18 protein-coding genes are annotated in these 21,934 nt (G+C 65.2%); 3 read left to right on the top strand and 15 right to left on the bottom strand.

Features of this window, described 5'->3' with window-relative positions; translation table 11 throughout:
- Positions 1-24 precede the first annotated feature (24 nt).
- The 9 genes from ACFSJC_RS16355 to ACFSJC_RS16315 form a co-directional block, all read right to left on the bottom strand.
- Complete coding sequence (locus ACFSJC_RS16355; RefSeq protein ID WP_386028259.1) at positions 25-3,630, bottom strand: EAL domain-containing protein; 3,606 nt, start codon at positions 3,628-3,630, stop codon at positions 25-27.
- Between the two features lie 41 nt (positions 3,631-3,671).
- The gene (locus tag ACFSJC_RS16350) at positions 3,672-4,343 is read right to left on the bottom strand and encodes a YceH family protein (protein ID WP_386028257.1); all 672 of its coding nucleotides are present in this window, start codon (positions 4,341-4,343) and stop codon (positions 3,672-3,674) included.
- Between the two features lie 66 nt (positions 4,344-4,409).
- A complete protein-coding gene (locus ACFSJC_RS16345) occupies positions 4,410-5,021 on the bottom strand; it encodes a histidine phosphatase family protein (protein WP_386028256.1) in 612 nt (203 codons plus the stop codon).
- Positions 5,018-7,183: a tRNA(Met) cytidine acetyltransferase TmcA gene (locus ACFSJC_RS16340; protein ID WP_386028254.1), complete on the bottom strand. Its 2,166-nt coding sequence runs from the start codon at positions 7,181-7,183 to the stop codon at positions 5,018-5,020. Before ACFSJC_RS16340 ends, ACFSJC_RS16345 begins: the two co-directional genes overlap by 4 nt.
- A 6-nt stretch (positions 7,184-7,189) precedes the next feature.
- The gene (locus ACFSJC_RS16335; RefSeq protein WP_386028252.1) at positions 7,190-7,486 is read right to left on the bottom strand and encodes a hypothetical protein; all 297 of its coding nucleotides are present in this window, start codon (positions 7,484-7,486) and stop codon (positions 7,190-7,192) included.
- A 95-nt stretch (positions 7,487-7,581) separates the two neighbouring features.
- On the bottom strand, positions 7,582-8,019 hold the full coding sequence (locus ACFSJC_RS16330; protein ID WP_386028250.1) for a YqaA family protein: 438 nt from the start codon (positions 8,017-8,019) through the stop codon (positions 7,582-7,584).
- 182 nt (positions 8,020-8,201) lie between these two features.
- Positions 8,202-8,417 carry a hypothetical protein gene (locus ACFSJC_RS16325; RefSeq protein WP_386028248.1) on the bottom strand — a complete coding sequence of 72 codons (216 nt, stop codon included), beginning with the start codon at positions 8,415-8,417 and terminating at the stop codon, positions 8,202-8,204.
- On the bottom strand, positions 8,414-8,965 hold the full coding sequence (locus tag ACFSJC_RS16320; RefSeq protein WP_386028246.1) for a hypothetical protein: 552 nt from the start codon (positions 8,963-8,965) through the stop codon (positions 8,414-8,416). The genes ACFSJC_RS16325 and ACFSJC_RS16320 overlap by 4 nt, the downstream gene beginning before the upstream one ends.
- Positions 8,966-9,307: 342 nt before the next feature.
- Positions 9,308-9,784 carry a DsrE family protein gene (locus ACFSJC_RS16315; RefSeq protein ID WP_386028244.1) on the bottom strand — a complete coding sequence of 159 codons (477 nt, stop codon included), beginning with the start codon at positions 9,782-9,784 and terminating at the stop codon, positions 9,308-9,310.
- 424 nt (positions 9,785-10,208) lie between these two features.
- Here ACFSJC_RS16315 and ACFSJC_RS16310 point away from each other — a divergent pair, with 424 nt between their 5' ends.
- Together ACFSJC_RS16310 and ACFSJC_RS16305 are read left to right on the top strand one after the other, a co-directional pair.
- Positions 10,209-10,349 (top strand): DUF3096 domain-containing protein, encoded by a 141-nt coding sequence (locus ACFSJC_RS16310; protein WP_386028242.1) that lies wholly within the window; start codon positions 10,209-10,211, stop codon positions 10,347-10,349.
- A gap of 49 nt (positions 10,350-10,398) precedes the next feature.
- A complete protein-coding gene (locus ACFSJC_RS16305; protein WP_386028240.1) occupies positions 10,399-11,688 on the top strand; it encodes a pyridoxal phosphate-dependent aminotransferase in 1,290 nt (429 codons plus the stop codon).
- Positions 11,689-11,838: 150 nt separating this feature from the next.
- Here the strand turns inward: ACFSJC_RS16305 and ACFSJC_RS16300 are convergent, their stop codons facing one another.
- The 6 genes from ACFSJC_RS16300 to ACFSJC_RS20045 form a co-directional block, all read right to left on the bottom strand.
- Positions 11,839-13,209 (bottom strand): sensor histidine kinase, encoded by a 1,371-nt coding sequence (locus tag ACFSJC_RS16300; RefSeq protein ID WP_386028238.1) that lies wholly within the window; start codon positions 13,207-13,209, stop codon positions 11,839-11,841.
- A complete protein-coding gene (locus ACFSJC_RS16295; RefSeq protein ID WP_386028236.1) occupies positions 13,206-13,880 on the bottom strand; it encodes a response regulator transcription factor in 675 nt (224 codons plus the stop codon). The genes ACFSJC_RS16300 and ACFSJC_RS16295 overlap by 4 nt, the downstream gene beginning before the upstream one ends.
- Positions 13,881-14,223: 343 nt before the next feature.
- The gene (locus ACFSJC_RS16290) at positions 14,224-17,373 is read right to left on the bottom strand and encodes an efflux RND transporter permease subunit (RefSeq protein WP_386028234.1); all 3,150 of its coding nucleotides are present in this window, start codon (positions 17,371-17,373) and stop codon (positions 14,224-14,226) included.
- Positions 17,363-18,637: an efflux RND transporter periplasmic adaptor subunit gene (locus tag ACFSJC_RS16285; RefSeq protein ID WP_386028232.1), complete on the bottom strand. Its 1,275-nt coding sequence runs from the start codon at positions 18,635-18,637 to the stop codon at positions 17,363-17,365. Before ACFSJC_RS16285 ends, ACFSJC_RS16290 begins: the two co-directional genes overlap by 11 nt.
- On the bottom strand, positions 18,634-20,001 hold the full coding sequence (locus tag ACFSJC_RS16280; RefSeq protein WP_386028230.1) for an efflux transporter outer membrane subunit: 1,368 nt from the start codon (positions 19,999-20,001) through the stop codon (positions 18,634-18,636). The genes ACFSJC_RS16285 and ACFSJC_RS16280 overlap by 4 nt, the downstream gene beginning before the upstream one ends.
- Positions 20,002-20,192: 191 nt before the next feature.
- Complete coding sequence (locus ACFSJC_RS20045) at positions 20,193-20,615, bottom strand: tyrosine-type recombinase/integrase (protein ID WP_465325756.1); 423 nt, start codon at positions 20,613-20,615, stop codon at positions 20,193-20,195.
- Between the two features lie 839 nt (positions 20,616-21,454).
- Between ACFSJC_RS20045 and ACFSJC_RS16265 the strand changes: the two genes are divergently transcribed.
- Positions 21,455-21,934 (top strand): hypothetical protein (locus ACFSJC_RS16265; RefSeq protein WP_386028228.1); only part of this gene is annotated, 480 nt, incomplete at its 3' end.

Below are 21,934 nucleotides of genomic sequence, written 5' to 3'. Positions count from 1 at the left end.
TCCGGCCTCGCCCAGGGGCGAGGGTTAGGCCGCGAAGGCGCAGATGAGGTTGTAGCAGACGTGAACGTCCTCGGACATGTCGAGGAAATTCATGGTTCGTGCCCGCCAGCCCTTGTAGTCGAACCCCTGGTCGAGATGATCCATGTTGCGGAATCCCATGCTCCAGTCGCTGAAGATGCGTTTGTCGATGCTGCCTTCGTAGAGACGGGTGACGTTTCGATGCCGAGAATCGGCCTCGATGCGCTCCATCAGACGCTGGATGCGTGGGTAGCTGCCCTCGATCATCTGCATGAACGAGCCGTTGAGATAGAGCAGGAATCCGGTAATGCCCTGCGCTCGGTTCGCCTCGCGTGAAAAGCCGAGCAGATCCATGAGGTCGTCCTGACTCATGGGCTGGGTCGCCAAGCTTACGTAGAGCACGGCATGGAGATCCTCGGGCATCGCCCCGCGCTCTTGTGCGTCGCTTTCGAGCAGCAAGGAGAGGAATTCCGCCGGCGGCACGGGGCGGTGAAAGAGGTAGCCCTGGACATAGTCGCATCCGATGTCGCGCAGATAGCCGTGCTGGGTTTCGTTCTCGACCCCTTCGGCGACCACCTGGAGCCGCATGGCGCGGGCCATGCTGCATACGGCCGAGACGATGGCCTTGCTGTCGTGCCGCTTGTCGAGACCGTCGACGAACTCGCGGTCGATCTTGAGCAGGCTCACCGGCATGCGCAGCAACTGGACCAGAGACGAATAGCCGGTGCCGAAATCGTCCACGGCCACCCGCAGGCCCAAGTCGGCCAGACGGTGAAGCAGACGGAGATTCGAGGTGACGTCGCTCATCAGCGCAGTCTCGGTCAGTTCGAGCAGGAGGCGGCTCGGGTCCGCCCTCGTGTCGCGCAGGATCTCGGAGAAGGCCTCGACTACCGATTCGTCGTTGAGCTGGCGCGCCGAGATGTTGACGCTGACATAGGGGGCCTGTTCGCCGAAGCGCGCGAACCAGTCGCGTTCGGCCTCGCAGGCGGCCTGAAACACCCATTTGCCGATCGGTACGATGGAGCCGCTCATTTCGGCGATGGGGATGAAGAGCGAAGGTGGGATCTCGCCTGAGGGCGGCATCCAGCGCAGCAGCAGCTCCGCCCCTCGGATGATCTGGCTCTCGGCACAGAGGATGGGCTGGAACCGGATCTCCAATTCCGCGTTCTGGATCGCCTGGCGCAGTCCGTTACTGATGTCGAGCCGTTTGCGCGCCTGTTCGTGGATCTCCTCGCTGAACAAGCGCCAGCCGTCGCGTCCCTGCTCCTTGGCCGAATACATGGCCGTATCCGCGTTGCGCAGCAACTCCTCGGCGCAATGGGTGCGTCCGTGTCCGATGGCGAGCCCGATGCTCGCGGTGGCGAAGAGTTGCCCTCCCTGTAGGTCGAGCGGTTCGCGCAGCGCGTCGTTGAGCCGTTCGGCGAGGCTCACGACGGAGACGGAGTAGTCGACCTGATCGCAGAGGACGACGAATTCGTCTCCACCGAGTCGGCCCACGGTATCCCCAGGTCGGACGTTCTCGACCAGCCGCGTGGCGATCCCTCGCAGCAGCTCGTCCCCGACGCCGTGGCCGTGGGTGTCGTTGATAAGCTTGAACCCGTCGAGATCGATGAAGAGCAGGGCGACCGCGTGGCCCTGTTTCTTCGAGCGCGCCAGAGCGCGTGCGAGACGCTCCTGCATCAGGTCGCGGTTCGGCAGACCGGTCAGCGCATCGTGCGAGGCGCGCCAGACCAGTTCGGTTTCGGCGGTCTTGCGGTCGGTGATATCGCGCAGGGCCGCGACCAGGATCGTCTCGCCGTCCGTGTCGCATCGGGAGATGGACACCTCGACCGGAAAGAGCGCGCCGTCGCGTCGATAGCCGTGGACCTCGGTGCGCATCGCCATGCGTCGCTCTTCGCTTGGCCCTGCCTGGAAGCGCAGGAGGTTGTCGGCGTGCTGGCGGCGCGCCTGGGGCGGGACCAGTTCGTGGATCGAAATTCCCAGCAGTTCGCCGCTGGCGTAGCCGAACAGGTCGTTGGCCCGATGATTGGTCTCGATGATGGTGCCCGAGGAATCGGTGGCGATCACGGCAACGTCGGCCATGGCCAGGAACGCATAGGAGGCGATGGTCTGCTGGAGTCGGGCTGCGTGGGTGTCGAAACAGCTCAGGATGTATCCGGGCCGATCGGTATGCAGGTGTGTGCTGGTCTCGCCGACCACCCGCAGCCGCTTGGACGTTCCGTCGGCGAGCCTTGCCGTGAGTGCGCTTTGCCATTCCGATTGATGCTGGCGCTGAGCCATGAACGCGGCGAGTTCGTCCGCCGACTGCCAGAGCGTGTCGATCGGGACTCCGTGCAGGTTATGCCGCTCATCGAAGCCCCAGAGGCGAAGGAAGGCGCGATTGACGAATGTGATCCCTCCATCCGCATCGGCGCCGATGACGGCCAGCTCTGGCATGTTGCTTGCGACCTGGGGCAGCGCTGTATGGCCTTGGGCCGGGTTGCGCGGCTGTTGGGGCGGCGTCTCGGATGCGCTGGTTTGCTCCGGGATGGGGCCGAAGGATTGAATGATGCTGAAGGTGCCGTCGAACGTGCAGCGCGCCAGATGGGTGGCGAGACGGACGCGGTGGCTGACCGGGTCCATGCGCACGGAACCCTGTGGGCCATCCAGTTCGAGCCGCTCCAGCGCTCGGATGAGCGCGGAAGGCTCTAAGCTTGCGGCCTGCTCGGCGGCCCGGGCGAATCCTCCGATGCAGAGATAGGTGGGTACCCCGATTCCGGCAACGGGCGGCAGCGGGGTTTCGGCGTCCCCCAACTGGTTGCGTAGCGCGGCCAGATAGGCCCGATTCGACGGGCTATCCAGGCCCGTGAAATAGCTTCCGCAGGCGAAGAGTCCCTCGCGTACCTCGGGGGCGAGTCGGGCGGCGACCGACTCGTCGAGCCGGCTTGCCAGGACCGCGATACGGCGCTTCAGTCCGCGCCGAGCGAAGCGAACCAGGAGCGCCGGGAGATCCTTGCGGTCGAAACAGGGCATGAAGACATCGACGCCGGATCGCTCGACGTGATCCAGCAGTGTCTCTATCCGCACCCCATCCAGATCCAGGTGGTCGGTCGAGACCAACTCGCCGCCGATCGCCTCCAGCGCGCGGGTCGCGGAGTCCGTCGTGCCACGCGACCAGGCGTCCCGGCCGCCGGCGATGAAGAATTTGGGGCCGGCGATCCGGGCCATGGTCTCAATCGCGGGCGCGACGTTGTGCGCGGGCAGGGGGGCGAATCGAAAGACCTCCGGCGATGCCTCGTCGAGGGTCGCGCCATGGTCGAGCGCGATGAGCGGACGGCTCGGGCTCGGCGCGGCTGGCGTGCTTGGGTTTCCGATCAGCACGTCGCAGCCGAGCACATCGGTCAGGTGTCGGGTTGCCGCCTCCAGCCCGAGGGTCGGCGCCGCTTCGATCAGCTCGATCGGACGTCCGAGGAGACCGCCTGCGGCGTTGATCTCGGCACAGGCCGCCTGCGCCGAGAGCCTGATTTTTCCGAGCTGGCGGGCATCCACTGCCTTCGCGGGAGGAAGGAGACCCAGCCTGATCGGCTGTGGCGGGCCGTTTTCGATCGGACTCAGTGGGGTGCTCGATGACACGTTGGCAGACCTCCGGTTTAGGTGCGCGTGACGCCGGGAGGCTAGCGTTGATCCGAGAATCCGGTGAGTTCCCACAGCCGATCCAACTCGTCGCGTAGCCTGGCGACCTCGGCCTCCAGCGCCGCGACGCGATCCTCTGCGTGCGTCGTTCCTGACGTCTGTTGGTTCGGCGCGGGCGCGTCCTGGGCTTCCGGCTCGGGATGTCCGCACAGCAGATGGGCATAGCGCTCCTCGCGTTTTCCAGGTAGACGGGGCAGTTCGGTGACGAGCGCGCGCTCATGTCCCGAAAGGCCCTGGATCGTCTTGGCGACGCCCTCCAGATCGGTGAAATCGGCCATGCGGGCGCAATTGACGCGCAGCTCGCCCAGGGTCTGTGGCCCGCGTAGCAGCAGGACGCAAAGCACGGCCTGCTCCTCGCGGCTGAGAAAATAGGTACCGACCATCTTGTGGTCGTAACGCTCGGTACGTCCGTTGGAGCTTTCATGGACCAGGCCACGGTCGCGTAGCCGATTGACCGTGTTCCCGACCTCGCCCTGGCTCAGATGCATCACCGGGTGACGGGCCGTTTTCTGATTGCAGGCGCTGACGAGACCATTGAGCGTGAGCGGGTACTGATCCGGGGTCGTGCGCTGCTTCTCCATCAGGCAACCGATGACACGCGCTTCGAGTGGCGTCAGCTGAGCGGTCGAGCTGGATGAGTCGTCTTGGGTCATGGCTTCGCCTGTTCGTTGAAAGTCGCTGGACTTGGATAGGGATCTTCGCGCGGAATGCCGGTCGAGTCACGGTCGCTTGGATCGGTCGCATGCCTGGAAACCCGCGTCGGCGCGCGGCTCGATCCAGAGACATTCGCCGTTTTTGCGCTTCATATCGAGCACGGCGGTTCGCGGCAACCCCATGACCTCGCGTGTGATGACGTCCATCACCCAGCCGTGGGTGATGACCAGTATATGGGTGCCGACATGGTCGCAAGCGATGGCGCTCAATGCATGTATCACCCGGTCTGCGAATGGGTCGAGCGCCTCGCCGTCCTCGAAGTCGCAGCAGGGATTGCGACGCGCGATCTCCTCGTGCAATCCGGGATGGGTGAGCGACAGCTCCTGCTTCGGCATGCCCTGGATGCGCCCGAAATGGCGTTCCTTGAGGCCCGGGTGATAGTGCGGCGGCCCCAGGTCCCAGGTTGCGGCGATGATCTCGGCGGTTTCGGCCGCCCGTTTCAGTGGGCTGGAACAGATGTGCGAGAACGGGTGATGGGCGAGCTGTTGGGCGAGCTCGCGCGATTGCGCGCGTCCCCGGTCGTTGAGCGGGACGTCGGTCCAGCCTTGCAGGATGCCGGTAAGGTTCCAGTCGGTCTCGCCATGGCGGCTGATGCACAGACGCGTCGTATCGTTCATGCCGAGCCCGCCATCAGATGGCCGACCGCGCGGCGCAGCCGGGTCAGGATCTCCTCGCGCCCGCTGGCGTCCAGGCATCGGGTCAGGTCTCGTGGTGGGCGAAGCTGCAGGCAGACGGCGACTAGAATCGCTGCCTCCTCGGTGGTGACGATCCCATGCTGCAAGGCGGGTGCGAGGCGTTGCTGGGTGAGTTGGTGCAGTAGTGGCAAGCTGGCCTCCAGTGTGCGATGGCCCGCGACGAATCCTCGGAGCTCGTCGTGGTTGTCAGGCTCCAGGTCCGTTGGGGCGAGATGCGGTGGCGGGTCGAGGGTGCGGATGAGTGCGGCTGCGATCGAGGGCGTCAGTCGACGCAGCGGTCCGGCGAGCAGGACCGGCAGTCGCGCCGCCAGGCGCCCCTGGGCGCGGCGGATGAGGCGGTTGCCCCGATCGCTCGCCGCCCCGGCAACCACGACCGCATGCTCGCCGCTCGCCGCGTTGCGGCTGGTGCCGATCTGTAGCGTCGCATGGCCGCAATGGTGCCAGAAGCGCACTAGCTCGGGGGTGGCGCCGAAGCTGGCGCCGACCAGATCGAGATTCTCGCTCGCCGCCTGTCGGAGTACCAGATGCAACAGCATGCGGCCGAGACCTCGGCGTGCGGCCATCGGATGCACGGCGATGCGGATCACCCGTAGATAGCGCAGTCGTGGCGCCTCCATCAGACCGGCATGGGCCGAGAGCGTTTGGGGCAGCAGATGGCCGCGCGGACGGCGGTGTCCCATAAAGATGGCCTCGCGCAGTGAGGCGTCCTCGAAGCCGCCTTCCTCGGCCGCGAGCAGCGTGGCGGCGACATGCCCGTTGTGGCGCAGCACCAGCACACGAACGTTGGGGCCATCCAGAAGCATGCGCAGATCCATGGGGCGGGTCTGGTAGTGGGCCAGCACCAGGAGTCCGAACAGCTCGCCGAGCGTCCTTTCGTCCTTGGCGAGCGCGTCCCGGTCGAGCCGCTCGAAGCGGCAGCTCCCCGGACTCGCCGACGCCAGCCTATCGTCGGGCGCCGGGGTGGCGTCGAGCAGCAGCGCGCGCAGGGTCAGCGCCTCCAGCGGGTCCTCAGGTGCCCAGCGGATCGGTGTGGACAGCTCGATCGCGCGCCAGTCGGGCGTGAGCCGGTCGAGCGTTGCGCGAAAGCGGATCTCGAAGCCGCGTCCGGTGCCCTCGTAGCCGTGAACCGTGGTCGAGAAGACGATTCGGCGATAGTGCGCGAGCAGGGCGTCGAGCAGTGGGGTCGGAATGGCAGCCGCCTCGTCGATCAGCAGCAGATCGGCCTCGGGGCGTTCCTCGACGATGGCGTCCGGCGACAGGAACAGAATCCGCTCCCTGGCGTCCGGTCGCTCGGCCTCCGTCAGCAGGGTGTCGAGATGGGCGAGGACGCTGTCGACGCTGGCGCGCTTGGGCGCAGTCAGCAGGATGCGCAGCCCCGTCTCGCACAGCAGGCGTCCGGCGGCGATGCCCAGCGCGGCGCTCTTGCCGCGTCCGCGATGCGCCGTCATCACCAGCGGACGGCGCGCGCGACCGCGTGCGGTCTTGAGGATGGCCTCGACCGCGTGCGACTGATCGGCGGTGCAGGGCTGGCTGTCCCTCGATCGGTTTCCTGGCGGTTCTGGTTGCGTACATGCCTCGATGGATGTCCATCGGGCCGGCTCCGTGTCGGATTCGCGCAGATGCAGGATGCCCTCGGCGTCCTGGAGCGTTCGGACCAATCGGGCCAGGAAGCGTCCGCCGACCGATTCGGCGCCGTGCGGCCAGACGGCGATGCGCTCGGCCTGGGGATCCGGCAGATCGGCCCAGAGGTCGAGCGGCGGGGCGAGCAGGATCAGCAGCCCGCCGCCGCGAATGGCCCCGGTGGCGGCCCCGAATCCGTCCGGATCGAACCCGCTGTGGGCGTCGAAGACCAGAAGGTCCAAGTCTTGGCCAAGCAGGGCGAGCGCGGAGCGCATCGGGCGGGCATGGGGTGCGATGGGGCGGTCGGAGAGCCAGACGGATTGGGCTCCCGCGAGTTTGTCCACCAACTCCCGTGCCCGATCGGCCGTCCACTCCGCCGAGCCGCTGAGGAGCAGGGTGCGTCGCTGGTTGGCCGAACGGGCCTGGTCGATCAGCTGGATGAGAGGGTCCTGCCGTTCGTTCATGAGGGGCTATTTGAACAGATCGTCGGCGGCGCTGCGTAGCTGGTCCGGGTCCGCCCGGCCGTTTCCGGCGGCATCGGGCGAGGTCGGTTCGAACAGCTCGCAGAAGTTCGCCCGGGTCTTGTCCAGAACCCGTTCCACCATGGGCTCGCGACACGCGTTGGCCCGTCCGGGGGCGTAATGGGCGCAGTTGCGGCAGCAGCGGGTCGGTTTGTCGCATGCGCGGCAGCTTGCCTCGCGTCCGTAGTCGGCGGCGGTTAGCGCGCGGCCGCAGTTCCAGCAGTGACCCAGGACAATGTCCGACATCGTTCGACCTCCCAACAGGATCGGATCATGAATGTGCGCCGATCATAATCAATCGGGAGGCGGCGGACATGGGGCTCCTGCCCATCGCCGTCCATTCAGGACCAACCGAGCGTGATGGCCGCGAGCGCCAGATAGCGCCCGCCCTTGGCGAGCGTCACCAGACAGAGAAAGCGCCAGAGCGGTTCGTGCAGGACTCCGGCGATCAATGTGAGCGGGTCGCCCACGACCGGGGTCCAGCTCAGGAGTAGCGACCAATGACCGGCGCGGCCATAGAAGGACTCGGCCCGTTCGAGTTGTTCAGGGCCAACGGGGAACCAGGGGCGGTCGCGCCAACGTACCAGGGAACGCCCGAGCCACCAATTGACGACCGAGCCCAATACGTTGCCGATCGTGGCGACCGCCAGCAGGCCCCAGGCGGAATAGTCGCCAGACAGCAGCAGCCCGACCAGCAGCGCCTCGGACTGCAACGGCAGCAGGGTGGCCGCGCCCAGCGCCGACAGGAACAGTGCCAGGTAGCCGGACAGTTCCAGCATGAGGGAATTCGGGCCTCAGTCGCCTTGATTCGGTGCGGTCTCTATGCGTGCACGCGGATCGACGAACGCCTGTTCGATGTTCGGCGCTTTTGACGTCCTTGAGACCTGTTGCGTGTTGGAGCGGGGCCGCAGTGGCCGCGACCCGCTGGAGGGTTTTCCAGGACGGATCGCGCGCGTGCGCCTTATTGGCCGTTATCCGGATTCTGCTCGTGCTTCGTCGGGGCCACGGGGATGCAGCGGATTCCGAGCGCGCGGCGGACGACGGTGGTCGCCGTGGCGTCGTCTGATTTGAGTGCGTCTTGCGGCTCTTCGGTTTCCTCGGATTCCACTTGCGCTTCATTCGGGCTGCGGGGGGCGCAGCGGATTCCGAACGCGTGGCGGACGATGGTGGTCTTCATGGTGAAGTCTGGCTCCAGTGAATGCCGGTCAACCCGGTCTCGACAGCTGTTCGAGCGGTCTCCCAGTCGGGTGGTTGAGTCTGCGCAGCCTTCATGGCCGTGTCGACCGCTGTCCGCGCTCGGTTCAGCGGCAGCCATCCGAGCCTGGTCTCGGCCCGATAGCGTTCGGCGGCGCCGGTTTGCGTTTCGAACCGGATGGCGATCCAGCGATCCCCATCGGCCTCGCGTCCCAGCGCGGACAGCACATCGTCCTGCTCCTCCTGGATTTCCTCATCCTCCGCCGGAAGCCCCAGCAGGGTCAAGTCGTCGCGCGCATTCTGGATCGCGACCCGTAGCAGGCCCGCTTCATGGTCGGCGATCGCCGATCGGGCCCGTTCCAGGTTGTCGTGGATGTCGCTGGCGAGCGTTTGGACCATCGGCCACTGCCGCTGGTGCTTGGGGGGCGGCTGTCCCTGATCGGACGCTGTGGGCGCGGCAAAGGTGTCACCGCAGTTGAGCGCCAAGAGGGCGGGAAGGATGCACGCGAGCTGTCGGTTGAGGTAAGGCATGGGGCGAGCTCCAGAGGGATTCCTGATGCGCTTGGGCAAATCATGGGCCAAGCTCGCTGGTTGTAAGCGACGGCGGATGCGTTCCCCGGAGAGGGAGGCATCGGGTCTTTATCACCACAATGCCCCATATAGATTGGTTGATATGAACCAATGGTGGCGCTGTCGAACGCTGCTCTCCCACGTTTGGCACGCAACCCAGCGCCTGTGGTTCGGATGGTCCTGTCAGTCGGGAAACGATGTGACGAGATTCCGCTCGCCGATTCGCAAGGGCATCCCGGCATGACTGGATCCCGGACCGGGCGCGCCGGTCCAGGTCCTGGGGTTCGCGGGCGAGCCCGCCGATCAGGGCTTGATGTAGGTGAATCCCATCTGCTGCAGTCGTGAGAGCTCCGCGACGCCGCTCGGGACGATGTCCGCGTCCTCTACATCGTAGAGCGCGTCCCTGGGAATGTTGCGTCCCTTCAGCGTGTTGGCGCAGACCTCGAAGGCGACGCCCTGCTGTTTGAGGCCGGCGATCCGGGCCTGCATCTCCGAGGTCGCGTTGGCGTTCTTCATCTTGGTGCCTTCCAGATAATCCGGATCCATCACCAGCGAGACGCCGTCACCATGCATCACGATCTTGAGCTCGATGTTGTCGGCGCCGACGGCATTGACGTGGTTCTGTACGTTGCGCAAGGCGGCGACCTGCGCCTGGGCGTCGTCGCCGTTGACGTGATAGACGACCTTTTGCTTTCCATAGCGATCGTTGGCCAGAAGCGGGCTGCTCAGCGTGATGGCGATCAGAATGAGGGCGAGCGTTTCTAATGGGCGTTTCATCATCGTCTCCAATGGGGTCTTATTGGTTGTCGTGGATGACGCCGACCTTGCCCGTCCGGAGCGCAGCCGACGCGGGATCCGCGAAAGACGCCGGATCCTCCCGAAGAGCACGCGGGGCGCGTCTTCCGGGATCTGAACTGCTCCTGATGATGCGGCGAGCCTTCATCCGATTCCGCCCCCGATGAAGACGCCCCTGTGACGGGCGAGCGAAGGCGGGTGGTTGACGGCTCTCGACGGCCCGAGCGTGCAGGCCGATCGTGGGCAGATAGGGGCGCGACCGAAGGGTCGCAATGGTGGTGTGGCCTTGGGGGCGTGGCATGCTTGATGCTTGGATTGTCCCGAGTCCGATGGTCGCGCGGCCTGTCGCAGTGGTCGCGTCTCCATCGGGACTCGGGTTTTTCACGACATCTCGCTGGAGGTACGCACCATGGGTATTATGATGATCTCCCCATTGCTCTCGCTGCTGGCCGGGGTGGCTATCCTCGTCTGGCCAAGGCTTCTCAGTTATATCGTCGCCTTCTATCTCATCTTTTTCGGTCTGCTCGGCTTCATGGCTCAGATGCAATGAGGCGCGTGCGGCATGCCCCTTTTTCGCAACCATCCATTGGACGCTGACCATGCCCGAATCCCATCCCAACGCCCCACGCGACTATCTCAACCTCAACATCCGAGGCATGGGGCCGTCCGCGACTCTGGCCATCAACGCGCGTAGCGCCGCATTGGCCGCAGAGGGGCGCAAGATCTATCGCATGGGGCTCGGGCAGTCGCCGTTTCCGGTGCCCGATCCGGTGGTTGCCGCGCTACGCGAGAACGCCCATCAGAAGGCCTATCTGCCGGTCCGTGGCTTGCCCGAGCTGCACCGCGCCATTGGCGGCTACCTGAAGCGCACCCAGGGCATCGAGTATCCGGAGAGCCACATCCTGGTCGGTCCCGGCACCAAGGAGCTGATGTTCATCGTCCAGCTCACCTATTACGGCGAGCTGGTCATTCCCAATCCGAGCTGGGTCTCCTACGCGCCCCAGGCACGTATCATCGGCCGTCATCTGCAATGGCTGCCGACGCGTCCCGAGACCGGTCACGGCGTCACCCCGGCCGTGCTCGACGCCCATTGCCGACTGGACCCCGACCGTCCGCGACTGCTGATCCTGAACTATCCCGGCAACCCGAGCGGAACCGCCTATGAGGCGGACCAGCTGGCCGAGATCGCCGAGGTCGCTCGTCGCTACCGGGTGTTGGTGCTCTCCGACGAGATCTACGGCGGACTGCGCTTCGATGGCGCTCACGTCTCCATCGCCCGCTTCTATCCCGAAGGCACCATCATCAGCGACGGTCTGAGCAAATGGTGCGGGGCAGGGGGCTGGCGCGTCGGTGCCCTGGCCTTTCCTGAGGAGCTCGATTGGCTGGCCAAGGCCATGGCCGTCGTGGCCAGCGAGACCTTCACCTCCACGAGCGCGCCGATCCAGTACGCCGCCGTGCGCGGCTTCTCGCCCGATCCCGAGATCGATCGCTATCTGGACCGCTCCCGGCGCATCCTCGCCGCGCTTTCGGGCTTCGCCTTCCGCACCCTGACCGCCTGCGGTGCCGATGTCTGCGAGCCGAAGGGCGCCTTCTATCTCTTCCCTGACTTCGGCAACCTGAGCGAAACACTGAACCGTCGTGGCGTGCACAGCGGCGCCGAGCTCTGCGAACGTCTGCTGGAGGATACCGGCGTCGCCACCCTCCCTGGCGATGTCTTCGGGCGTGCCGCGAACGAATTCTTCATGCGTCTGGCCACCGTGGACTTCGACGGCGCCGCCGCGCTGGCCGCGCTCGACGACGAAAGGCCCGTCGACGAGACGTTCCTGCGCGACCACTGCGGATCCGTCGTTACGGCACTGGAGCGCATTGCGGATTGGATGGCGGGGTGAGGCCCGAAAACGGGACGTCGTTCAGACGGTTCGTCAATGTGGTGAGGAACGAACCGCATCGGTCGCCACGGATAGCGGTGCTATGCGCATTTGGATATCTGACCTGCAGACCGCCATGGGTCGATTTGGAGTGCGCGGCAGCGGCGATGGCTAAGGCGCTGCCTCGTTCGACCTTGAATGTTGGCCACTGTCGACCGGGTGCACGTCTTCCTTCTCGTCCCTCAGCTTCAGAAACACCCGATGTCCGCCGGGTTGAGCCTCGTTCGCATATCCCCACCCGAGCCGCTCCGTCAGCTGAGCGGTCAATTGCAGACCCAATCCGAATCCAAGCGACTGTGGTGCCTCGTCCCTCGGCTCGGGACTGCTGTTGAGGATTTCGATCCGCTCCTGGATCTGGCGGATGCGGATCTCTCCGTCCCAGGTGTGCTGAAAGGCGTTCCGAATGAGATTGCCGAGAACGATACGCGCGGGAACCTCGGGCAGCCTGAGACGGCAGGGATGGGTGACGAGGCTGACCGAAACGCGTTTTTCGTTGAGCAGATAGCGCATCTCCTCGACCAGCTCGCGGATGAGCGTGTCGATCTCGATCGGATGCGTCGCAGGCGCCTCGCGATCGTCGCGGCTCAGCCAGAGCAGGGTCTCGGTCAGATGCTGCATGCTGAGACTGGCCCGGTTCATCCGCTCGACCACCTGGGTCTGACGGGCGTCGATCGGGGCCGCGCTCGTTTCCTGCAACCGCGAGAGCAGCTCCAGATTGCTGCGCATGACGGCGATCGGGGTGCGCAGCTCGTGACTGGCATGGCGTAGAAAGCGGTGTTCGCGCTCCAGACTGTCCTGCACCGATGAGAGGCTGGTCCGGATCAGCTCGGCGAGTGCGTTCAGCTCCGGATAGGAGAAGTCCGGCGGCGGTTCGCGCAGACGCTGTGGATCGAGCGATCCGGTCCAGCGGCCGAGCGCGGCGACAGGGCGCGCGATGCGCCGCAGAAGCAGCCAGATGATGAGAGCCAGTGTCGCCGCGATGAGCCCGCTGATCGTCAGCAAGGTCTGCATGGAGCGGGTGGCGTTGCGGCCGATGATCTTGGGTGCGTTCGCGGTCGTGGCGGTCTTGGCGACGAAGAGCGTTTGACCCTGGCGCTCCAAGCGCATCGCGAAATGGATGACGTCCGGATGCTCGAACCAGTGAGACGCGCGCTGTTTGTAAAGCGTATAGAGATCCTCCGGCGGCCTTGGGAAGGCGGCGCGGATCTCGGGAGGCATCCGTTCCCACTGACGGGTGATGGCATAGCCGCTGAAGAGGCTCGGGGCGCCGTCCTGTCCGGAGTGGATGCGGTCCAGATAGCGATCGACGGTTCGGTCCATGTTGCTGGCGACGATGTTGTCCATGCCGCGAATGAAGAACTGAACCGAGAGCCAGGAGTAGCCGACCACCAGGACGCAGCCCAGGGCCAGAAAGGAGAAGATCAGAAACCATTTGAGGCTCAGTTGTCGGCGTGCACGGATCGCAACGGCCTGCCTGCTCATGCATCCCGATCCTTGAGCGCGAAACCGTGACCTTGGACGGTCTGGATGAGCGGGGTGGGGAAGGGCGCGTCGACCGCCTTACGCAGATGGAAGAGATGCACCTTGAGGCTGTCGCTGTCCGGCATCTTCTCGCCCCAGACCGCCGCTTCCAGCGCCTGTCGCGAAACCACAGCCGGCGAGGCGCGCATCAGGGCCTCCAGCAGCCGCCAGCCGGTCGGGGTCAGCTTGAGGGACCGTCCCGCGCGGGTCGCCGACCGCTCGGCCAGGTTCATCTCCAGATCGGCGCAGCGCAGACACTGGGCCTGACCGCTGCGGCGCCGAGCCAGTGCCCGGACCCGAACCACCAGCTCCTGGAGCGCGAACGGCTTGACCAGATAGTCGTCGGTGCCGGCGCGAAAGCCCTCCAGCTTGTCGTCGAGCCGATCGCGGGCGGTGAGCATCAGGATCGGGGTGTCGTTGCCGTCCGTGCGCAGACGTTGGCAGACGCTCAGACCGTCGAGCCGGGGCAGGTTGAGATCCAGCAGCAGGGCGTCGTAGCGTCCGCGCCGCATCAGCTCCAGTCCGGCCATGCCGTTGCTGGCATGGTCGCAGCGGATACCTTCCAGATCCAGGTAATCGACCAGGGTCTGGGCCAGATCCAGATCGTCCTCGACCAGCAGCAGGCTCAGCATGGCTGCGCCTCCCCGCGAGCCCGGCGTAGGGCGCAATAGCGATAGCGTATTGCGCCGCATGACCCCATGCGGCCCGTTCTTCGCTGCCGAGGTTGTCGGAGAGACGCTGAAAAGTCGACGAATGGGGGGCGAAAGGAACCTGTCGCGTAGGGCGCGGCTTGCCTTTCGGCGCAATAGCGATAGCGTATTGCGCCGCATGACCCCATGCGGCCCGTTCTTCGCTGCTGAGGTTGGCGGAGATGCGCTGAACCGTTGAAGAATAGAGGTCGAAAGAAACCTGGCGCGTAGGGCACGGCCTGCCTTTCGGCGCAATACGCTGCGCTATTGCGCCCTACGTGTTCGCTCAGCATGGGTGCTTCTCTTCCTTGATGCGGGAGGAGAGACGGTCACGCAGCCTCCCGATCAGCGTGACGACATCCTGCTGGATCAGCAGCAGGGCCGGGATGAAGATGAGCGTGATGAAGGTCGCGAACATGATGCCGTACCCCAGCGAGACCGCCGCCGGGATGAGGAACTGTGCCTGTAGCGAGGTCTCGCCGAGCAGCGGCACCAGGCCGGCGAAGGTGGTGAAGGAGGTCAGGAGCACCGCCCGCAGCCGGTCGAGTCCGGCGTGCGCGGCGGCCTCGCGCACGTCGTCGGCGCGCTTGTGCAGCTCGTTGAAGCGCGCAGTCAGCAGCAGGCTGTCGTTCACCACCACGCCGCTGAGGGCGATGATGCCGTTGAGCGAGAGGATGCCGAGCGAGAGTCCGTTGATCCAGTGCCCCAGGATGGCCCCGACGATGCCGAATGGGATGGCCGTCATGATCAGCAGCGGCTGGACGTAGGAGCCCAGCGGAATCGCCAGCAGCAGATAGATGAGCAGTAGCGCCAGCATGAACATCTGGGTCATGGACGCCTGGGTCTCGGCCTGCTCCTCGGCCTCGCCGGCGAAATGGATGTCGAGCCCCGGATACTGGCGCTCGAGCTGTGGGGCTACATCGGACTGCAGCTGGGTGACCAGCTCGGTCGCCGAGAGCTGGTCCTTGTCGAGGTCGGACGAGATATAGACCGCGCGCTTGCCGTCGATGCGGGTGATGGTGTCGCGGGTGTAGCCGAAGGTCAGTGTCGCCACGCTGGCGAGCGGCACCACCGATCCGTCCGGCGTGCGCACCCGGGCCTGGAGCACGTCGGCCGCGCTCTGACGGTCGATCTCCGGATAGCGGACCTTGACCTCGATCTCGTCGCTGTCGCGCTGATAGCGCTGCACCACCTGACCGCTGAAGGACTGCAGCACCTGGACGGCGAGGGCGCTGGTGGTCATCCCCAGCGCCCGTCCCTGCTGGGTCAGCTCCAGTCGCAGCTGGGGCTGGCCGGGTTCCAGGTTGTCCTCGATGCCGAAGACGGCGGGGATGCGCTCCAGATGCGCCTTGAGCGCCTCGCCGGCCAGGGTCAGCACCTCGTCGTCGTTGGCGCGCAGCTCCACCCGCAGCGCCGAGACCATGCGCCGGAAGCTCTGGACATTGAGGGTGCGCACGCCCTCCGGCAGTCCGGCCGCCTCGCGCCAGCGCTTGGTGAAGACACGGATGTCGTAGGGCGGATCGGCGTGCAGCTCGACCGTCACCGTCCCGGATTGGTCGCCCGAGGAGAGCACCTGCAGATTGGCGATGCCGCTCTCGTCCGCGTTCCCGCGCAACTCGCGGTCGATCGCGTAGGCCAGCGATTCGAGCCGGTCGAGCGCCCGATGGGTCTGGCCGAAGCTGGCGTCGTTGCGCATGGCGACCTGGGCGCGCACCGTGTCGCCAACGATGTCCGGGAAGAAGCTGAGACGGACCGCGCCGGTGAAGGGCATGGAGATCACCAGCACCAGCACGGTCAGGAAGACGAGGACGGTCGCGTAGCGATGGATCAGCGCCTGCTCCAGCAGCGGCCGGTAGAGACGGTCGCGGAAGAGGGTCAGCCCCAGATCCGCCCCGCGCTGCACCCATTGCCAGCCGCGCAGCAGCGGATTGCGGGTCGGCCGGCGATGCGTCTTGAGATGGGCCAGATGGGCCGGCAGGATCAGCTTGGACTCGACGATCGAGAGGATCAGGCAGATGGCCACCACGTCGGCGAACTGGGCGTAGAGCTCGCCCAGATGCCCCTGGATCTGGGACAGGGCGTAGAAGGCGGCGACCGTGGTGAAGACGCCGAAGAGCGTCGGCACCGCCACCCTCAGCGTCCCCCGGATGGTGTTGCCCAGGGTGTCGCCGCGCTCGGAGCGCAGTGTGTAGACGCTCTCGCCGACCACCACCGCGTCGTCGACCACGATGCCTAGGGCCATGATGAAGCCGAAGGTGGTGAAGGCGTTGAGCGAGAGCCCCATGAAGCCGTCGCCCATGAAATAGAGGGTGCCGAAGAAGATGAAGGGCAGCCCCATGGCGACCCAGAAGGCCAGGGTCAGATCGAGGAAGGCGGCGAGCAGCACGAACACCAGCAGGATGCCGGTCAGGGCGTTGCGCACCAGCAGTTCGAGCCGGCTCTGGATGCTCTCGCTGCGGTCGTACCAGGTCGCCAGCTCGACGCCCTTCGGCAGATCGCCGCTCGTCTGCCAGACGTCCGCGACCCGGCGCGCGGCGTTGACCGTGTCGATGATGTCGTCCTGCCCGGTGGTGACCACCTGTAGCCCGATGCTGTCCTGCCCCTGATAGCGCAGGAGCGAGGAGGTGAGGTCGTCGTAGGCGTCGCGGATCCGGGTCACGTCGCCGAGACGGATCTCGCGCCCGTCGGCGGCCGTGATCAGAGGGATGGCGGCGAATTCCTCCACCCGGTAGGCCTGCTCCGAGGCCTTGAGTTGCAGATAGAGGTCGCGGTCGCGCAGCACCGCCGTCATGGTGTTGGAGGATCCGGCGTTGACCGCCTCCTCCACGTCCGAGAGCGAGAGTCCGTAGGCCTGCAGCCGGCCCTCGTCGATCTCGACCACCATCATGGGGTCCAGCCAGCCCGAGATGGTGACTCGGCTGATTTCGGGTGTGGCCATGAGGTCGGACTTGAGCTCGTCGGCCAGGCGCTGCAGGGTGTGGCGGTCGGCATCGCCGTAGAGCTGCAGCCAGAGCGAGTGTTCCTCGCGCTCGGCCTTCTGGATGACCGGATTCTTGGCGTCGGCCGGGAAGGTCGAGATGGCGTCGACCTTGGTCTTGACGTCGGTCAGCAGGGTATCGAGATCGTAGTCCGACTGCTTCTCGATAGTGACGGTGACGCCGCTGCCGGTCGAGCTGCTGGTGATGCTGTCGATGCCGGTGACGCCCTCGAGCTGATCCTCGATCTTGATCGCCAGCCCTTCCTCGGACTGCTGGGCCGAGCCGCTGTCGTAGGAGACGGACACCGTGATGCTGTTCGGCTCCAGGCTGGGAAAGGCCTCCTTGCGCAGATCGCCAGCGGCGAAGACGCCCGCGAGGATCACCAGGATCATCAGTAGGTTGGCCGCGACCGGGTTGCGCGCGAACCAGCCGATGATGCCGCCCCTGTCAGTCCTCATCGCGCGATACCTCGACCGGATTGACCGCCATGCCCGGCAGATAGCCGTTCAGCGGATGGACCAGTACCTGCTGCTCGGTGCCGCGCAGCGTCTCGGGCACCTCGATATAGATGCCCTGGGCGTCGCTGAACACCGGCTCGGCGGCGAAGCTCTCCAGGTTGCCCTCCGGGTCGACCCGCCAGATCTCGCCGCGCTGGCTGAGCGCGGCGCTCGGCAGACGCCAGAGCCCGTCGAGCTCGCGGCCCGCCACCTCGGCCTCCACGAAGGTGCCGGGCAGAAGGGGCGGCGAACGGTCGAGCGGATGGTCGACGGCGATCACCAGTGCGCGCTGGCGGGTGGTCTCGTCCAGATGGCGCTCGGCGCGCAGCACCCGCCCGGTCCAGACCTGGCCGTCCTCGACGCTGGTGAGCCTGGCGGGCCAGTCGCCCCGGGTCAGGGTTTGCGTGTCCGGCAAGGTGCTCCAGTCGCGCGCCGAGAGCGCGACCGAGACCTCCAGCCGATCCAGACTGTAGAGCGAAGCGACCTGGGTGCCGGCCTGGACATAGCTGCCGGGCGCGACAGTGCGCTCGACCACCAGGGCATCGAAGGGGGCGGTGATGCGGGTCTCGGCCAGATCCTCGCGGGCGCTGACCAGGGTCGCCTCGGCATGGGCCACCGCAGCCTTGGCCGCCGCCAGCTGGGGCTTGCGCAGGACCAGCTCCGAGTCCGGCTTGCCGCGCAGCCCAGAGGCCTTCCATTCGGCCGCCGCCTGGACGCCCTGGCGCTGCTCTTCGAGTAGGGCCAGCTGGGCCGAGGCCAGATCGTTCTGGGCGCTGGCGACAGCGGCGCGATAGTCGCTGTCCTCCAGCTGCACCAGGACATCGCCCTTGGCGACCCGCTGACCGGATTCGAGATGTTCCGACAGCGCGTCGACACGGCCAGAGACCTGGGCCGTCAGGGTCAGGGCATAGTGCGCCCGGGCCTCCCCGTAGCCGCTCACCTGGGCCTGATAGCGCGCAGGTGTCACCCGCACTACGCGCACGTCCGGACGCTGGGTGGGCGTGCCTGCTCCCTTCGGGGCAGCTCCACCGGGTGGCGCCGATTCCGAGGGTCCGCCCTTAGGCTCGGGCTTGGAGCTGGTTTGGCTCGGCGGCCCGCCGGCTCCGGGTGATCCACCCGATCGGCCACCCGGGCCATTCAGGTGGGTCTGTACATAGAGTCCGGCGCCGGCCAGCAAGACCAGAGCGGCGATGAAGACCAGCCATTGTCTGGAGCGCGGACTCATGCGCGCGTCCCCAGCCCAAGGGCGAGCCCGAGCACGACACGGTTCGCCAGGCGTTCGTAACGAAGGTTGTCCAACTGCGCCTCCAGATCATAGGTCTGCTTCTGGACGCTCAGCAGATCCAGGATGTCGACCAGCCCGGCCCGGTAGCTGCGTTCGTACTGGGCCAGGTTGTTGCGTGCGGCGGTCAGGGCCGCCTTGACATGGGTCTGACGCTCGGCAAGCGTCCGTTCCTGTCCCAGCGCGTCCTCGACCTCCTGCACGGCGGTCAGCAAGGTCTCGCGATAGGCCTGGTAGGCCTGGGCCGTCTGTAACTTGGCGATTTCGGCGGCCGCGCGTAGCTGTCCGCCCCGGTAGAGGGGCGCGGTCAGCTGACCCAGCAGCGACCAGAGCGGATCCTGAAGCAGGGTCGCGCTCGGCTTGGCCGCCGCATCGGAGAGGGCCGCCTGCAGACTGATGCTGGGCAGCAGATCCTTGTAGGCGACCGAGGTGCGCAGATCGGCCGCCTGGATGGCTGCATAGGCGGCCTGGAGGTCAGGGCGGCGCTGGAGCGTCTGATCCGGCAGGGCGGCGAGGGGAGGGAGCACCTGCGGATAGTCGGCGGGAAAGTCGATCGTCTCGGTTCCGCCGACACGTCCCAGCAGCACCCTGAGCGCGCGCTGGCGCTGTGCCAGGGATTCGCGATACCGGGCGAGCGAGGCCCTCGAACTGGCCGCCGAGCTGCGCGCGCTGTCCAGATCCTCCAGGCGGCCGAGCCCGCTGCGGTAGCGCTGTAGGATGAAGTCGGCGTTCTGCTCCAGGGTGGCGAGCCGGCGCTGTTCGATCTCGATGGCGTGACGGTCGGCGATCAGACCCAGCCAGTTCTCCATCAGGTCCGCCGCCAGTGCGTCGCGGGCCGAGCGATAGAGCGCCTGCTGCTCCTCGACGTCCTTCTCGGCGGCCTGATAGTCCTCCGACAGCTTGCCCCAGAGATCCACCTCCCAGCTCACCGTGACCGAGCTGCCATAGGCCGGATCGCCGAACTGCTCGCGCGATCCCGAGGCCGAGCCCTCGACCGACGGCAGCCGCGCGGCCCCGGTCTGACGCCGCTGGGCACGGGTGATCCGCAATGTGGTCAGGGTCTGTTGAAGGCTCGGATTGGCCGCCAATGCCTCCTTGACCAGCGCATCCAGCTCGGGCGAGCGGATCAGATCGTCGAGATAGGCGGACGGCACCGCCTCCGGCTGCGGAGACCAGGCCGGAACCTGCTCGGCATCGCGCACGGCCTGGGCGGCCAGATCCGGCCGTGTCGGTCCCAGGGCGCAGCCGCAGACCAGAGCGGCCAGGCCGAAGGCGATGCCCTGCTGTATGAATAACTTCGATCGCATTGATGAGCCTGAGAAGAACTGCCGAACCTCTAAGAGCGCAAAGCGCGCAAAGGGTTTCAATGGCTCACGCCCTTGGCGAAGCCCGGCTAGAGGTCGAAGGACGCTGAAGATTCACAACCTCGCATTTCTTAGCGTCCTTCGCGCCTTTGCGGTTCAAATTTTCCGATTTCTGAAAGATACGCCTGGAGGGGTTAAGGGCGGGTTAAGCGGCTCAAAGTCCGTCGACGGGGCTCTTCACCGGCAGGACACCAGGCCGGTTCATGACGTGCGTATAGATCATGGTGGTCGAGACGTCCGCATGTCCGAGCAGTTCCTGGACCGTGCGGATGTCTCATGGTCGTCTTCACCCCATCCTTGGCCCCCTTGCCGTCGCGGATGACGATGCGGCGGTTGCCGAAATCGAGATCCCCGACGCGCAGCCGGATGCATTCCATCAGCCGCATCCCGGTCCCGTACATGAGCCGCGCCATGAGCGCCCGCGTCCCGGTCAGCTGGTCGAACAGGGCGCGAATCTCGTCCCGGGTCAAGACGACCGGTACGCGCGGCGGCCGCCGGGCGCGCGTGAAGCGCAGCTCGTCCAAAGGCCGCTCCAGGACATGGCGAAACAGGAACACCAGCGCATTGAGCGCCTGGTTCTGGGTACTACTGGCCGCGACACCCTGATCGGCCGCCAGATGGGCCAGGAAACGCTCGACGTCCGCTGGTCCCTAAGTTGCCGGATCCGAATTGCCGCAAAAGCGCATAAAGCAGTGACAGCAATAGCATAGGTCTGCTCGGTCCGGATGACATAGCGCCTCGCGCGCATTATGCGCGCGAGCGACTTCAACAGATCGAGATCCTCTGCCGAGCGTTGGAAATATGAGTGGTTCTCAATCGCCTCCTCAAGCGTCAGTGTTCATACAAGGATCGGGTGATCCGATGCCAGATTCTTCGCCGTCGATTTCCAATCGAGCTGTTCCGCGCCCCGATTATGCGCCAGATCAATGAGAAGCAGTTGCACGATATACACGATTTAGAGACACTTCAGGTCAGTCAAACGCTGCTCACGGATATAACGAGGGAAGAAGGCCGTGATTTGCTCATTTGTCACCTCACGCATACGCGCCGGGCGCATCGCCTCGATGAATACCTCCACGCGTTTAACATACCACTTGCGTTGTTTGTGTAGGATGCGATGGCGCTCCAAGAGCGACAGGTATCGATCCCAGCCGGATGGGTTTCCATATTCACGGCGGGTAGGGGACAAGGCAATCGCATTATCGTGCAGAGCGTGTCGTCTCGTGCTTACATCTTCTGGAGGTGCGAGACGCTGCTTAATTTTTAATTTCTGGAGCCCCTATTTGCTATATGAAACATATGTTTAAGTAGATGATTTGCATGTCGGCTTCAAGATCTAAATTACGCCCAATACGTAATTCATTTCCAATCTTTAGTAAGAATTAGGACGTACTCGATGCCAGATGCGCAGCACTCGAAGCAACTCGATTCTGTCATACAGAAATTCTTAGAAGGCTGTAAAAAAATTATTGATGAATCCCGTCCAGATGGGTTGTTCGCCCCTTGGCGTAGGCCGCTATCATTACGCTCAATCCAAGACGAAATGCTCGAATCAGAAATTGACTCTAGTAAGCATCAAAACAATGTAGATAAAGACATACTTAGATACTTTCGGTATGTTCTAGGCCTTCAAACGGCGAACCCGTCACACGGTAAAGCCAAAGCGGTTTTTGATGACCTTTACGTGGATTCTCCTACGCTTGAAACGCTACGATACCGACTAATTGATGCTGCGGAACGAAAGGAGACTGTCGCTTATCTACTGTGCGGACCACGGGGCTCTGGAAAAACAACGCTCCAGAACAAATTTATTGTCCGAAGCAGGGTTAAAACCACCGCCTTTAGGCGGTCAGATTTATCTTTGAAGCCTTTTGCA

The organism is Thiorhodococcus fuscus, assembly GCF_042682685.1.
Lineage (GTDB): Bacteria > Pseudomonadota > Gammaproteobacteria > Chromatiales > Chromatiaceae > Imhoffiella > Imhoffiella fuscus.
The sequence above is the reverse complement of the archived record's forward strand: the minus strand, read 5'-3'. Positions and strand labels throughout refer to the sequence as shown.